At 73.2% G+C, this 14,745-nt stretch carries 13 protein-coding genes and 1 pseudogene; all 14 read right to left on the bottom strand.

All coding sequences use genetic code 11. The annotated features are described in order from the left end of the window. Positions 1-83 precede the first annotated feature (83 nt). Complete coding sequence (locus tag F9C41_RS28500; protein ID WP_155389913.1) at positions 84-992, bottom strand: GerMN domain-containing protein; 909 nt, start codon at positions 990-992, stop codon at positions 84-86. Positions 993-1,102: 110 nt separating this feature from the next. Continuing rightward, complete coding sequence (gene ribH, locus F9C41_RS28505; RefSeq protein WP_155389914.1) at positions 1,103-1,576, bottom strand: 6,7-dimethyl-8-ribityllumazine synthase; 474 nt, start codon at positions 1,574-1,576, stop codon at positions 1,103-1,105. Continuing rightward, a complete protein-coding gene (locus tag F9C41_RS28510; RefSeq protein ID WP_155389915.1) occupies positions 1,576-2,808 on the bottom strand; it encodes a bifunctional 3,4-dihydroxy-2-butanone-4-phosphate synthase/GTP cyclohydrolase II in 1,233 nt (410 codons plus the stop codon). The genes ribH and F9C41_RS28510 overlap by 1 nt, the downstream gene beginning before the upstream one ends. Before the next feature lie 2 nt (positions 2,809-2,810). After that, positions 2,811-3,413, bottom strand: a complete 603-nt coding sequence (locus tag F9C41_RS28515) for a riboflavin synthase (protein ID WP_155389916.1) — start codon at positions 3,411-3,413, stop codon at positions 2,811-2,813. 40 nt (positions 3,414-3,453) lie between these two features. Then, on the bottom strand, positions 3,454-4,542 hold the full coding sequence (gene ribD / locus F9C41_RS28520; protein ID WP_155389917.1) for a bifunctional diaminohydroxyphosphoribosylaminopyrimidine deaminase/5-amino-6-(5-phosphoribosylamino)uracil reductase RibD: 1,089 nt from the start codon (positions 4,540-4,542) through the stop codon (positions 3,454-3,456). A gap of 254 nt (positions 4,543-4,796) precedes the next feature. Further along, positions 4,797-5,738: pseudogene (locus F9C41_RS28525) on the bottom strand (GGDEF domain-containing response regulator); the annotation flags it as partial. Between the two features lie 2 nt (positions 5,739-5,740). Next, positions 5,741-6,448 carry a ribulose-phosphate 3-epimerase gene (gene rpe, locus F9C41_RS28530; RefSeq protein WP_155389918.1) on the bottom strand — a complete coding sequence of 236 codons (708 nt, stop codon included), beginning with the start codon at positions 6,446-6,448 and terminating at the stop codon, positions 5,741-5,743. A 139-nt stretch (positions 6,449-6,587) separates the two neighbouring features. After that, the gene (locus F9C41_RS28535; RefSeq protein WP_230690090.1) at positions 6,588-8,045 is read right to left on the bottom strand and encodes an RsmB/NOP family class I SAM-dependent RNA methyltransferase; all 1,458 of its coding nucleotides are present in this window, start codon (positions 8,043-8,045) and stop codon (positions 6,588-6,590) included. Next, a complete protein-coding gene (gene fmt, locus F9C41_RS28540; RefSeq protein ID WP_155389919.1) occupies positions 8,042-8,968 on the bottom strand; it encodes a methionyl-tRNA formyltransferase in 927 nt (308 codons plus the stop codon). Before fmt ends, F9C41_RS28535 begins: the two co-directional genes overlap by 4 nt. A gap of 3 nt (positions 8,969-8,971) precedes the next feature. After that, positions 8,972-9,529, bottom strand: a complete 558-nt coding sequence (def, locus tag F9C41_RS28545; RefSeq protein WP_144128159.1) for a peptide deformylase — start codon at positions 9,527-9,529, stop codon at positions 8,972-8,974. Positions 9,530-9,759: 230 nt separating this feature from the next. Next, positions 9,760-11,667, bottom strand: a complete 1,908-nt coding sequence (locus F9C41_RS28550; protein WP_155389952.1) for a primosomal protein N' — start codon at positions 11,665-11,667, stop codon at positions 9,760-9,762. Between the two features lie 280 nt (positions 11,668-11,947). Next, on the bottom strand, positions 11,948-13,138 hold the full coding sequence (metK, locus tag F9C41_RS28555) for a methionine adenosyltransferase (protein WP_155389920.1): 1,191 nt from the start codon (positions 13,136-13,138) through the stop codon (positions 11,948-11,950). Positions 13,139-13,271: 133 nt separating this feature from the next. Next, positions 13,272-14,465 (bottom strand): bifunctional phosphopantothenoylcysteine decarboxylase/phosphopantothenate--cysteine ligase CoaBC, encoded by a 1,194-nt coding sequence (coaBC, locus tag F9C41_RS28560; RefSeq protein ID WP_155389921.1) that lies wholly within the window; start codon positions 14,463-14,465, stop codon positions 13,272-13,274. 10 nt (positions 14,466-14,475) lie between these two features. Beyond that, positions 14,476-14,742 carry a DNA-directed RNA polymerase subunit omega gene (rpoZ, locus tag F9C41_RS28565; protein WP_155389922.1) on the bottom strand — a complete coding sequence of 89 codons (267 nt, stop codon included), beginning with the start codon at positions 14,740-14,742 and terminating at the stop codon, positions 14,476-14,478. Positions 14,743-14,745 lie beyond the last annotated feature (3 nt).

Below are 14,745 nucleotides of genomic sequence, written 5' to 3' on the forward strand. Positions count from 1 at the left end.
CGGGGCTTTACCGTTCTTCCACCCTTCATGTTGGTGCTTTGGTTGGTGTGAGGGGTGGGGCGGCGGCGCGCCCCCACCGCCGTTCACTTCACGGTGACGGTGTGGTTGTCGATGAACATCTTCGTGCCGTCGTTCTCCGAGATGTCGAAGACCTCGATCACGTATGTGCCGGTGGGCAGCGACAACCGCAGCTTCGCCTCGCCCTGGGCCGGCCCGCCCGCGTCCAGGGTGAGGAAACCCTCGCGGACCACCGTGGCCCCCCGCCTGACCTCGTAGTTCATGGTGGCCTCGAAGACCATGCCCGCGACGTGCAGGGTGAAGTCCTTGGGCACCGTCGCGCCCTCCTGCGGGTCGATGAGCCACACCGCCAGCAGCGTGTCCACCGCCGGGGCGCGGCGCAGCGGGTCCTTCGTGCCGACGTGGCCCCACAGTTCGTCGACGGGCTTGCCGTCGAGATGGATGCGCACCTTCGGCTTGCCGCTGACCGCGGTCGCGGTCCACACCAGCTGCTGCACCGCCTGATGGGCGGCGAAGGAACCGGCGTCGCCGTTGATCCGCGCCCCGGCCAGGTCGACGGTGACGGTGTCGCCGGCGACGGTCACCCCGCGCACCCGGGCGCTGGCGGGCCACATGCTGGAGTAGTCGGGGTCGTACGCGGTGCGGCCGTCGAGCATCTCGGCGACCGCCGCCTTCACCTTCGCGGCGGCCGAGCCGTCGCCGGTGGACAGCCGGTGGAACTCGCGGACCAGCTTCGGCTCGCCGCGGTCGTTGGCCAGGTAGTAGACGGCCAGCGCCCCGGCGGCGTTCGCGGGCGGGGCGGGTTCGGTGGTGGAGCCCGGCGCGCTGGGCGAGGGTGCGGTGGTGCCCGGCGCGGCCGAGGCCGACGGCGCCGCTGACCCCGTGGGGTCCGGTGAGGGCGTGGTGGGGGTGCACGCGGCCGACAGCGCGACGAGCGCCACCGGCAGCAGCACGCGGAACCTCAGCGCAGACATACCTCAAGGTGTACGTCCACTCGCGGAAGGTCGCCACCCGCCGTTCAGGCCGAAGGAAGGGCACCTTCTTAACGGACGTCCGTTAAGAAGGTGCCCTTCCTTGCGGTAAGTCAGCGCTGCAGGGCGCGGAGGGTCACGGCGGCGTCGAGCGCGGCTACCACCGCGCCCCACCCTTTGTCCTCACTCGACTCCGGCAGCCCGGCGCGGTCACGAGCCTGCTCGACGGTGTCCACCGTCAGCACGCCGTGCGCGACCGGGGTGGACTCGTCCAGCGCGATGCGGGTCAGGCCCTCGGTCACCGAGGAGCTGACGTACTCGAAGTGGGCGGTCTCGCCGCGGATCACCACGCCGAGGGCCACCACCGCGTCGTGCCGGCGGGCCAGGGCCTGCGCGACCACGGGCAGCTCGACCGAGCCCGCCACGTGGGCGACCTGCACGTCGGCCACGCCGCACGCCTTGGCCGCGGCCTGCGCCCGGTCGAGCATCTGCTCGACGAGGTCGGCGTGCCAGCGGGTGGCGACGATGCCGAGGCTGAGCCCGGTCGCGTCCACGGTCGACAGTTCGGGGGCGCCGTGACCGGCCATCAGCTCAGCCCTTCCAGGTCGTCCAGGCCGGACAGATCCAGGTCATGGCCCATCCGGTCGCGCTTGGTACGCAGGTAGCGCAGGTTCTCCGGGTGCGGGCGGATCGGCAGCGCCTCGCGGCCGGTCACCTTCAGCCCGTACCCGTCCAGCCCGGCGCGCTTGGCCGGGTTGTTGGTGAGCAGGCGCATGGTGCGCACGCCCAGGTCGTAGAGGATCTGCGCGCCGGTGCCGTAGTCGCGCGCGTCGGCGGGCAGGCCCAGGTCGAGGTTGGCGTCGACGGTGTCGCGGCCGGCGTCCTGCAGCTGGTAGGCCTGCAGCTTGTGCAGCAGGCCGATGCCGCGGCCCTCGTGCCCGCGCACGTAGAGCACCACGCCGCGGCCCTCCTCGGCCACCTTGCGCAGCGCCGCCTGCAGCTGCGGGCCGCAGTCGCAGCGCACCGAGCCGAACACGTCGCCGGTCAGGCACTCGGAGTGCACCCGGACCAGCACGTCCTGGCCGTCGCCGACCTCGCCGTAGACGAGCGCCACGTGCTCGGCGTTGTCGTGCGTGGCGTGATAGCCGACGGCGGTGAACTCGCCGTACTCGGTGGGCAGGCGGGCCTCGACGACCCGGCTGACCAGCTGCTCGGTGCGGCGGCGGTAGGCGATGAGGTCGGCGATGCTGATCAGCACCAGCTCGTGTTCCTCAGCGAAGCGCTGCAGGTCGGGCAGGCGCATCATGGTGCCGTCGTCGTTGACCATCTCGCACATCGCGGCGGCCGGGTGCAGGCCCGCCAGCTGGGCGAGGTCGACGCCGGACTCGGTGTGCCCGGGGCGGCGCAGCACGCCGCCGGTCTTGGCGCGCAGCGGCACCACGTGGCCCGGCCGGGCCAGGTCGGTGGGCTTGGTGGCCGCCTCGCCGAGCAGGCGCAGGGTGCGCGCGCGGTCCGCGGCGGAGATGCCGGTGGACACGCCCTCGCGGGCGTCGACGGTCACGCAGTACGCGGTGCCGCGCCTGTCCTGGTTGGTGTAGTACATCGGCGGCAGTTCGAGGCGGTCCGCCTCCTCCTCGGTGATCGCCACGCAGATGTAGCCCGAGGTGTAGCGCACGGTGAAGGCGACCAGCTCCGGCGTCGCGAGCTCGGCGGCGAAGATCAGATCGCCCTCGTTCTCACGGTCCTCGTCGTCGACCACGATGACCGGTTTGCCCGCCTTGATCGCCGCAATCGCGTCTTCGATCGTATTGAGTCCCATGTTCACTTCGCTCCCCGCTGCGCTGCGACCAGCTTCTCGACGTACTTGGCGATCACATCGACCTCCAGGTTCACCAGCGCGCCGGGCTGCTTGCGGCCGAGCGTGGTGAGCTCCAGCGTGGTCGGGATCAGGCTCACCGTGAAGGACTCGTCGTCGACCGCGACCACGGTCAGCGAGATGCCGTCCACGGTGATCGACCCCTTCTCCACGATGTACCGGGACATGCCCTCCGGGAGCAGGATCCGGACATCTTCCCAGCCGCCGCCGGGCTTCTTCGAGGCGATCGTGCCCACGCCGTCCACGTGGCCCTGCACGATGTGCCCGCCCAGGCGGGTGGCCGCGGTGACCGCGCGCTCCAGGTTCACCCGCTCGCCCGGGGCGATGGAACCGAGCGAGCTGCGGTCGAACGTCTCCTTCATGACCTCGGTCTCGAAGGTGTCGCCCGCGGTGGAGATGACGGTCAGGCAGACGCCGTTGACCGAGATCGAGTCCCCGTGCTTGGCGTCGGAGACGACCAGCGGGCCGCGTACGGTGACCGTGGCCCCGTCGCCCTCCCAGGCCAGGCTCACGACCTCGCCGAGCTCTTCCACGATGCCGGTGAACACTCGTTCCTCCTCGCGTGCCGGCGACTGGCGTCCGGCCGTGTCACAAAGTGCCGCTGTCCGCGCTCACGCGCGGACGGGCGGTCAGGCGCAGATCCGGCCCGACACGGTCAACATCTAGCACCTCGAGGTCGATGGCGTCCGTGATGGTCGTCACGCCGGCGCCGACGAGCGCGGCCGGGCCGTCGCCGAGCAGCTTCGGCGCCACGTACGAGATGATCAGGTCGACGAGGCCCGCGGCCAGGAAAGCTCCGGCCAGCCGGGGGCCGCCCTCGAGCAGCACGCTGCGGATGCCGCGGTGGTGCAATTCACTGAGCACCGCGCGCAGGTCCACCCGGCCCTCGTCGTCCCCGCCGAGCAGCGCGGTGGTGGCGATCAGGGTCGGCGCGGCGCCGTCGCGCACCCGGGCGCCGGTGGGCGTACGCCCCTCCGAGTCGATCACCACGCGCAGCGGCTGCCGGATGGCCAGGCTGCCGGTGCGCAGGTCACGGGTGGTCAGCCGGGGGTCGTCGGCGAGCACGGTGCCGACCCCGACCATGATCGCGTCGACGGTGCCGCGCAGCCGGTGCACGTCCATGCGGGCCGCCTCGGAGGTGATCCACATGCTGGTGCCGTCGGCCGCCGCGGAACGCCCGTCGAGCGTGGACGCGGTCTTCCAGATCACGTAGGGCCGTCCCCGGCGCACCGAGGTGAGCCAGGCGATGTTGCCGTCCTCCGCCTCGGCGGTGCGCACCCCGGTCAGCACCTCGACGCCGGCGTCGCGCAGGGTCGACTCGCCGCCCGCGGCCAGCGGGTTGGGGTCGTCCACGGCGATCACGACGCGGGACACGCCCGCGCGGATCAGCGCCTGGACACAGGGGCCGGTGCGCCCGGTGTGGTTGCACGGCTCCAGGGTGACCACGGCGGTGCCTCCGCGGGCCTTCTCACCCGCCTGGGCCAGCGCCACGATCTCGGCGTGCGGGCCGCCCGCGTACGCGTGGAAGCCCTCGCCGACGACGTGTCCGGCGGAGTCCAGCAGCACGCAGCCGACGACCGGGTTCGGGCTGGTGGTGCCCAGGCCGCGCGCGGCGAGCTCGATCGCCCGGGCCATCGCCTTGTCCTCGGCCGGGCTGACCGTGGGTAACTGCCCCATCCGCTCAAACCTCCCTGCGTGTCATGCTCGGCCGGTGCCGTCCTCCGCCTCGTTGCGGGATGACACCGAGCGGCCGCTCCAGCAGGCGACGTGTGCCTGACCGGCACGCCAGTGTGTCACGCGTGCGGGCCGGTTTCGGCGGCGGTGTCGCTCTCTGTGACGCGCTGCTGCGGCAGCACCGGCGGGGGCTCCTCGGCGGGTCGCCGGCGGGGCAGCGGTCCGGCCGGATCCGGGGGCGCGGGCGGGCGGTCCGAGCGCTGGTCCAGGGCGACGTAGTTGCCCTTGTTCTTCTTCGCCGCCGCCTTCATCTCGGACGCGACCGCGACGACCTCGCCGGGGTGGCCGAAGACACGGCTGGTGGACAGGGCCACCCCGATGGACAGGGTGACCAGGTTGACCTCGAAGACGACGCCGCGCCGGTCGACCACCTCGAGGTAGCCGCGGGCCGAGTCGATCGGGTCGTACAGCGCGTCGGAGGCCCGCTGGAAGTCGTAGATCGCGTAGCTGGTGATCTCCTGCACCTGGGAGGGGTGGCAGACCACCACGAAGTCGTCTCCGCCGACGTGGCCCAGGAAGGCGGGCGGCAGGCCCACCGACACCGTGGCGCGCCGCATCGACCGGGCCAGCGCGCTGATGAACTGGTCGCCGCGGCCGAAGCCGTACACGTCGTTGACGCTCTTGAACCGGTCGATGTCGACGTAGCAGACGGCGTAGTCGTCGCCCGTCTTCAGCCGGTCGGCGATCTCGCGCAGGATGCGGGTGTTGCCCGCCAGCCCGGTCAGCGGGGAGACCTCCCGCGCCTCCTGGTTGCGCCGCAGCGTGGCGCGCACCCGCGCGATCAGCTCCGAGGTGTCGAACGGCTTGACGATGTAGTCGTCCGCGCCCGCGGCCAGCCCGGCCACCTTGTCGGAGGTGAGCGCCTTGGCGGTGAGCACGATGATGGGCAGCGCGGTGACCATCGGGTCGGCGCGCAGCCGCCGGGTCAGCTCCAGGCCGTCCATTTCGGGCATCATCAGGTCGACCAGGGCCAGATCGGGACGGCGGTGCTCCAGCAGTGCCAGCGCCTCCGGACCGCTGTGCGCGCTCATCACGTCGAACCCGTGCAGGCGCAGGTTGACCTCGACCACGCGCACGATGTCCGGGTCGTCGTCGACGACCAGGATCAATTCGGCCTGGCCGGCTGCCTGCGGCTCGATGGTCAAACTGTCCTGCCCCCACTGTCCGATGTGGTCTGACGAACGCGGGCCGCCTCCGCCAGAGCACGCAGTTTACGACAGGCCTGCGCCGGATCGTCGGCTCCGTACACCGCTGTTCCCGCGACGAACGCGTCGGCGCCCGCCATCGCCGCGGCCTCGATGGTGTCGGCCGCGATGCCGCCGTCGACCTCGATGCGGATGTCCAGGTGGCCCGCGTTCACGTGCCGCCGCGCGGTGCGCACCTTGTCCAGCATCTCGGGCATGAAGGCCTGGCCGCCGAAGCCCGCCTTGATGGTCATCACCAGGATCGTGTCGAAGTGCGGCAGCAGTTCCAGGTACGGCTCGATCGGGGTGTCGCGGTCCACCGCGAGCCCCGCGCGGGTCCCGGCCGCGCGCAGGTCCTTGGCCAGCGCCACCGGATCGTCGCAGGCCTCCGCGTGGAACGTCACGTTGTACGCGCCGAGCTGCGCGTACGCCGGGGCCCAGCGTTTCGGGTCCTCGATCATCAGGTGGCAGTCGAAGGGGATGCCGGTGGCCTGCCGCAGGCTCGCCACCACGGGCGCACCGATGGTCAGGTTCGGCACGAAGTGGTTGTCCATCACGTCGACGTGCAACCAGTCCGCCGCGCCCTCGACCGCGTGCGCCTCGTCGGCGAGCCGCGAAAAGTCGGCGGCGAGGATGCTGGGGGCGATGATGATGTCGGGCGTCACACGATCAGCTTACGGAGCGTGAACCGGTGTGCGCCTGCCCGTCCCCCTCCCGCCGTCACACGGCAGGAGGGGTGATCCGGGTCGTTCAGCCCTTGCGGCGCACCGTGCCGACGGCCACGGCCGCCGCAGTGCGGTGGCCTCAGGCGTTGCGGCGCAGCAGGGCCAGGAACATGGCGTCGGTGCCGTGGCGGTGCGGCCACAGCTGCACGGTGGGCCCGTCGCCGAGGCCGGGCATGCCGGCCGGCAGCGACGCGCGGGCGTCGACGAACTCGACGTCCAGTCCGGAACGGCGCACCGCCTCGGTCACGCTGACCTGCGTCTCCACCAGGTGCGGGGAGCAGGTCACGTAGGCCACCAGCCCGCCGGGGCGCACCGCCCGCAGCGCGGCGGTGATCAGCTCCCGCTGCAGCTTGGTCAGCGGCGGGAGGTCGGAGGGCTGCCGCCGCCAGCGCGACTCCGGCCGCCGCCGCAGCGAGCCCAGGCCCGTGCACGGCGCGTCCACCAGCACCCGGTCGAAACCGCCCGCGGGCAGGTCCCGGTCCGCGCCGACGCTGCGACCGTCGGTGCAGACGACGGTCGCGGGCAGGCCGCGCACCGCGTTGGCGACCATCTTCGCCCGGTGCTCGGTGACCTCGACGGCGGTCAGGTGCGCGCCGCGCTGGGCGGCCAACGCGGCCAGCAGGCCCGCCTTGCCGCCGGGACCGGCGCACAGGTCGAGCCAGCGCTCGTCCTGACCCTCGATCGGGGCGTCGATCAGCGCGCTGGCCACCAGCTGGCTGCCCTCGTCCTGTACATGCGCCCGGCCGGTCTTGATCTCGACGAGGTCGCCCGGCGAGCCGCCGCCGAGGTAGACGGCGTACGGCGAGAACGCGCCGGGCTGCCCGCCGACGGCGTCGGCCAGGTCGATCGCGTCGGCGCGGCCGGGCCGCGCGCACAGGTGCACCTCGGGCCGGTCGTTGTCCGCGCCGAGCAGCTGGGCGGTCTCGGCGAGATCGCCGCCGAGGGCCTCCCGGAACGCCCGTACGATCCACTCCGGATGGTTCTCGGTGACCGCGAGGTGGCCGACGGGATCGTCCTGCTCCGACGGCGCCACCTGGGCCAGCCAGGCGTCCAGGTCGCGCTCGGCGATCCGGCGCATGACCGCGTTGGCGAAGCCGGCCGCGCCGGGCGCGACCGAGTGCACCAGGTCGACCGTGGAGGCGACGGCGGCGTGCGAGGGCACCCGGGTGTGCAGCACCTGGTACGCCCCCAGGCGCAGAGCGTCGCGGGCCGGCGGGTCGATGCGCGAGATGTCCCGGTCCGCCGCCGACGCGATGATCATGTCGAGGGTGCCCCGGGCGCGCAGCGTGCCGTAGGTCAGCTCGGTGGCGAACGCCGCGTCGCGGCCGACCAGGCCCGCCTCGCGCAGCAGCCCCGGCAGCACCAGGTTCGCGTACGCGTCGTCGCGGTGCACCGCCAGCAGGGCCTGGTACGCCGCCATCCGGGCCGGGTCGTGGGCCGGGCGGCCGGCCCGTGGCCCGCGCCCGCCCCGGGCGTCGCGGTCGTGCTGGCGCGGCTTGGCCGCACCGGAGCTGCTGCCCCCGCGGAACGATGTCACGAAAAACTGTCCTCACCCTCGACACGGACCCCACGGGCCCAGTCCACCGCCGACATGGGCTTCTTGCCCGCGGCACGTACCTCACCCAGCTCCACCGGGCTGGTGGCGGTGCCGACCAGCACCCGGCGCTTCTCGACGAGCAGATCGCCGGGCTTGAGCGCGGGACCGTCGGCCACCGGCAGCACCGGGCCGAGCTTGACCCGCTCGCCCCGGAACGTCGTCCACGCGCCGGGGCCCGGCGTGGTGGCGCGCACCCGCCGGTCGACGGCGAACGCCGGCTCGTCCCAGCGCACCTCGGCGTCCTCGACGGTGATCTTCGGGGCCAGGGTGACGCCGTCGGCGGGCTGCGCCACGGCGCGCGCCGCGCCCGCGCCGATCGCGTCGAGCACCGTCACCAGCAGCCCCGCGCCGTCCACGGCGAGCCGCTCCAGCAGGTCGCCGGAGGTGTCGCGGGGACGGATCGTCTCGGTCAGCGTGCCGAACACCGGCCCGGTGTCCAGGCCCGCCTCCAGCTGGAACACCGACGCGCCGGTGAACTCGTCGCCGTGCCAGACCGAGTGCTGCACCGGGGCCGCGCCACGCCACGCGGGCAGCAGCGAGAAGTGCAGGTTCACCCAGCCATGCGCCGGGATGTCCAGGGCGACCTGGGGCACCAGCGCGCCGTACGCGACGACCGGCACGCAGTCGGGGGCCAGCTCGCGCAGCCGGTCCAGGAACTCGGGCTCACGGGGGCGGGCCGGGGTGAGCACCTCGATGCCTCGCTCGTCGGCCCAGGCGGCCACGTGCGAGCGCACCATGCGCCGCCCGCGGCCCGAGGGCGCGTCGGGGCGGGTGACCACGGCCAGCAGCTCGTGGCCGGACTTGGCGACGGCGTCCAGGGAGGGCAGCGCCACCTCGGGCGTGCCGGCGAAGACCAGGCGCACGGGCTACCTCCCCAGACCGAACGGGCTCGGCGCGGCGTGCGGCGAGACCTTCACCACGGTGCGGGTCGGGTCGTACCAGTCGGCGCGGCGGATGTCACGCAGCGCGGTCTTGCGCGAGGCCATGTCCAGCCGGTCGATGAAGATGACGCCGTCGAGGTGGTCGGTCTCGTGCTGGATGCACCGCGACATCAGCCCGGTGCCGACGATCTGCAGCGCGTCGCCGGACTCGTTGAAGCCCTTGGCGATGACGTTCTTGCGGCGCTTGGTGTCGTAGTACAGCCCCGGCACGGACAGGCAGCCCTCGTCGCCGTCCATCTCCTCCTCGTCGGGGAAGTGCAGCACCGGGTTGATCAGGTGGCCGACGACGTCGTCCACGTCGAAGCTGAACACCCGCAGCCCGACGCCGATCTGCGGCGCGGCCAGTCCCACGCCCCCGGCGTCGCGCATGGTCTCGGTCAGGTCGCGCACGAGCCCGCGCAGTTCCTTGTCGAAGGTGACCACCTCGTCGGCGGCGGTGCGCAGCACCGGATCACCGAAGAGTCGGATGGGCTGGACGGTCACAGGGGTCTTCTCCTCGGGAGTCGTACGAAGGGCAGTGCTGATCAGTCTACGGAGTGCCCCATGCCCGGCTGCACGATCGGTCGCGCGCCGAGGGCTTTGTCCTGTTCTCGACGCCGATGCCGCCCGGCCGCCCGGCATGATCGCCGTTCCGTGTAAGGAAGTGCGGCCCACCGCAGCAAAGTGACACGAAACGACGATCTTCACGGTCTCGGTGGCGGGTGCGCGGGCCGTCAGAGCTCGTGGGGGTCGAGTTGGATGCGGACGGGGTGGGCGGCTTTGCGGAGGCTGCGGACGCCGGCGGCGTCGTGCAGGGCCTTGGCCAGGGCCAGGCCGCCGGCGCGGCCGGTGCGCAGCAGCATCCGCTCCTCGTCCTCGCCGACCGGCAGCGGGCCGAGCACCTGCACACCCTCCGGCAGCTTGGCGAGGTCCAGCAGATCGTTGACGGCGTCGGCCTGGCCGGTCAGCGTCGCCATCCGGGCCGCGGGCGGGAAGCCCAGCTCCCGGCGCTCCCCCAGCTCCCGCTCGGCCAGCCAGGCCGGGTCCCAGCGGACCAGCGCCTGCACCGTGGCCAGGCCGCTGTCGGCCACCACGACCACCTTGCCGCCCCGCCCCGCCGGGCGGGCCAGCGCGGCGGCGTTGAACCAGCGCCGGGCCGCCTCCTCGGTGGCCCGCAGATCGGCCCGGGTCAGCAGCGCCCAGGCGTCCAGCAGCAGCACCGCCCCGTAGCCGCCCTCGGCCACCGGCTCCGCGCCCGGCGTGGCCAGCACCAGCGCCGCCTCCGCGGGCACCGAGGCCAGCACCGCGTCCCGCCCCGAGGTCCGCACCGGCACACCGGGCAAGGCCCGGCCCAGTTCCTCCGCGGTACGCCGCACGCCCGTCACCGCGGCCCGCAGCCGCCGCCCGCCACACGCCGGGCACGCCCACCCCGCGGCGGGCCGGGCACACCAGCGGCACGTGGCCACCCCGTTGGCGCTGCCCAGCGCCAGCGGACCGGCGCAGTGGGCGCAGCGGGCCCGCTCCCGGCACTCCTGGCAGGAGACCGCCGGCACGTACCCCCGCCGCGGCACCTGCACCAGCACCGGCGCACCGGCGGTCAGCGCGTCCCGGGCCGCCAGCCACGCGGCGCTGGGCAGCCGGGCCGACGCCGCGGCCGGGTCCCGGGCCAGCTGGTTGTCGTCGGCGGGCTGCACCACCGGCGCGTACCGGCGCAGCTGGTCACGGTTCGCGGCGATCTCCTTGGCCCAGCCGGTGGCCAGCAGCAGCTGCGCCTCGGCGGTCCGCGCGAACCCGCCCACCAGCACCGCGGCGTCCTGCTGCTGCGCGCGGGTGAGCAGCACCTGCCGGGTGTGCGGATACGGCGAGCGCGGCTCGGCGTGCAGATCGTCGCCGTCGTCCCAGATCGCCACCAGGCCCAGGTCCGCCACCGGGGCGAACGCCGCCGACCGGGTGCCCACGACGGCGGCGACCTGGCCGCGCCGGGCCCGCAGGAAGCGGCGATACCGCTCGGTGGGCCCCAGCGCGGCGGCCAGCGCCACGTGCCGGTCCGGACCGAGTAGGCCGGACAGGGCGGTGTCCAGGCGCTCCAGGTCGCGGGCGTCGGGCACGACGACCACCGCGCCCCGGCCCGCGTGCAGCGTCGCGGCGACGGCTTCGGCGATCCGGTCCGGCCACTGCTCCCCCGGCAGCGCCGACCACACCGCCCGCGGCGCCCGGCCCGCGCCCAGCGCGCGCAGGAACGCCTCCCCCGCCGGATAACGCTGCCAGCCCTCGTGCGGCGGCTCCGGAACGAGGCCTTCGGGGGCGGGCGGGGCCGGTTCGGCCTCGACCTTCGCCTGCCGGGGCGGCACCGCCAGGCGCAACACGTCGGCGAGGCCGCCCGCGTACCGGTCGGCGATCTCGCGGGCCGCGCGCAGCACCTGCGGGTCGAGCACCGGCTCGGCCGAGACGACCTTCTCCAGCCAGGACAGCCGGCCCTCGTGCGCGGTGTCCTCGACCCGGTCCAGCAGCCACCCGTCGACGAGCTGGCCGCTGAAGCGCACCTTCACCCGGGTGCCCGGCCACGCCTTGACATCGAGGTCGGACGGCACCCGGTAGTCGAAGGTGCGGTCCAGGTGCGGCAGCGGCACGTCGACGCACACCCGCGCGACGGGCAGGCGCTCGGCCGGCTCACGATCACGTTTCGGGCGCGGGGTCACCAGGAAGTCTTAGCAGACCCGTCCGACGTCGCACACCCACGCTCGCCTCCGGCACCCGTGTCCCCTGCCGCCGTCGCCCCACCGGCGTCAAAAATAGACGTTGGCCTATCTGGATGAGAAATCGAAGATCGAACTCAACCAGATAGGCCAACGTCTATGAAAAGCGGGGTGCGGAGCGCGTCACCGGTGTCGGCTGGACGTCGGTGGCGCTGCGCGGAGTGGGTCAGCTGATGGCGGACTTGAGGTCGGCGACGCGGTCGGTGCGCTCCCAGGTCAGGTCCGGCAGCTCGCGGCCGAAGTGGCCGTAGGCGGCGGTCTGCTGGTAGATCGGGCGCAGCAGGTCCAGGTCGCGGATGATCGCGGCGGGACGCAGGTCGAAAACCTCGCCGATCGCGCGCTCGATGCGCTCGACCGACACCGTCTCGGTGCCGAACGTCTCGACGAACAGGCTCACCGGCTTGGCCTTGCCGATGGCGTACGCCACCTGCACCTCGCAGCGCTCGGCCAGGCCGGCCGCCACGACGTTCTTGGCCACCCAGCGCATGGCGTACGCCGCGGAGCGGTCGACCTTCGACGGGTCCTTGCCGGAGAACGCGCCGCCGCCGTGGCGGGCGTAGCCGCCGTAGGTGTCGACGATGATCTTGCGGCCGGTGAGGCCGGCGTCGCCCATCGGGCCGCCGATCTCGAAGCGGCCGGTCGGGTTGACCAGCAGCCGGTAGCCCTCGGTGTCCAGGCCCAGGCCGTCCAGCTCGGGCGTGATGACGTGCTCGCGGACGTCGGGAGTGAGCAGCGACTCCAGCGAGATGTCCGGCGCGTGCTGCGACGACACCACGACCGTGTTGAGCCGCACCGGCTTGAAGCCGTCGTACTCGATGGTGACCTGGGTCTTGCCGTCGGGGCGCAGGTAGGGAATCGCGCCGTCCTTGCGGGCCGCGGTCAGGCGGCGGGCCAGCCGGTGCGCGAGCGCGATCGGCAGCGGCATCAGCTCCGGCGTCTCCGAGCAGGCGAAGCCGAACATCATGCCCTGGTCGCCGGCGCCCTGCGCGTCGAGCGTGTCGGCGCCCTCGCCCGAGCGCTGCTCCAGCGCGCTGTCGACGCCCTGCGCGATGTCGGGCGACTGCGAGCCGATCGACACGCTCACGCCGCAGGACGCGCCGTCGAAGCCCTTCTTGGAGGAGTCGTAGCCGATGCCGAGGATCGTGTCGCGCACGATGGTCGGGATGTCGGCGTACGCCTTGGTGGTCACCTCGCCCGCGACGTGCACCTGCCCCGTCGTGATCAGCGTCTCGACCGCGACGCGGCTACGGGCGTCCTGGGCGAGCAGCGCGTCCAGGATGCCGTCGCTGATCTGGTCGGCGATCTTGTCCGGGTGACCCTCGGTGACCGACTCCGAGGTGAACAGGCGACGTGCCACTCGATTTCTCCAATACAGCGCTTGATGACGATGGATGGACCGTAAGGCCATCGGCGTCCTGGCGAAAGTCTAGTTCCCTACAACGCCGCACGGGCGCAAGCCCTGCCCGAGAGTCCGCAGGACGGGACGGTGGTCACAGCAGCGCGACGACCTGGTCCCAGACCGCGTCGGCGAGATCGTCCTTGCTCCGGGCGGGCAACTCGCGCTGCGAGCCGTCCGCGCCGAGCACGACCGCCTCGTTGTGGTCGGCTCCGAAGACCTTGTCCACGCCGACCTCGTTGACCACGATCAGGTCGGCGCGCTTGCGGACCAGCTTGCCGCGGGCGTGTTCCAGTGCGTCGTGCGTCTCGGCGGCGAAGGCCACCAGCACCTGGCCGGGGCGTTTGCCCGCACCGAGTTCGGCCGCGATGTCCGGGTTCAGGGCCAGCTCGATGACCGGCGCGTCGCCGTCGGCGGTCTTCTTGATCTTCTGGTCGGCGTACACCGCGGGGCGGAAGTCGGCCGGGGCGGCCGCCATGACCACGGCGTCGGCGTCCTTGGCCGCGCCGATCACGGCGTCGCGCAGCTCGGCCGTGGTGCCGACCCGGACCAGGTCGACCCCGGCGGGCGTGGGCAGCGACACGTTGGCGGCGACGAGCGTCACCCGGGCGCCCCGGGCGATCGCGGTGCGCGCGAAGGCGTACCCCTGCTTGCCCGAGGAGCGGTTGCCCAGGAAGCGCACCGGGTCCAGCGGCTCGCGGGTGCCGCCGGCGGTGACCACGACGTGGCGGCCGGCCAGGTCGGCGCGCGGGGCGACGCCGCGGGCCAGCACCCGCAGCGCCACCTCGAAGATCTGCTCCGGGTCGGGCAGCCGGCCCTTGCCGGTGTCCTTGCCGGTGAGCCGGCCGACCGCGGGCTCGATCACCAGCGCGCCGCGGCGGCGCAGCGTCGCGACGTTGTCGGCGGTGGCCGGGTGCTCCCACATCTCGGTGTGCATAGCCGGCGCGAACAGCACCGGGCAGCGCGCGGTGAGCAGGGTGTTGGTGAGCAGGTCGTCGGCCATGCCGTGGGCGGCCTTGGCCAGCAGGTCGGCTGTCGCGGGCACCACGAGCACCAGGTCGGCGGTCTGCCCGAGCTTGACGTGCGGCACCTGCGGCACGTCCGACCAGACCTCGGTCGCGGCCGGCTGGCCGGACAGCGCCTCCCAGGTGGGCGCGCCGACGAAGCGCAGCGCGGACGCGGTCGGCACCACGCGCACCGAGTGGCCGGACTCGGTGAGCAGGCGCAGCAGCTCGCAGGCCTTGTAGGCGGCGATGCCGCCGCCTACACCCAGGACGACGCGAGCCATGACGGGCGGCTCAGGCCTCGTTGGTCGGCTCAGCGGTGAGCAGCCCGGCGTTGATCTCCCGCATGGAGATCGACAGGGCCTTCTCCTGCGGGGTGGTCTCGACCAGCGGGCCGACGTACTCGAGCAGGCCCTCGCCGAGCTGGCTGTAGTAGGCGTTGATCTGCCGTGCGCGCTTGGCCGCGAAGATCACCAGCGCGTACTTCGACGACGTCTTGTCGAGCAGCTCGTCGATGGGCGGGTTGGTGATGCCTTCGGGGTGGGCGACGGTTCCAGCCACGTG

Origin of the sequence: Catellatospora paridis (assembly GCF_009720365.1) — a bacterium.
Lineage (GTDB): Bacteria > Actinomycetota > Actinomycetes > Mycobacteriales > Micromonosporaceae > Catellatospora > Catellatospora paridis.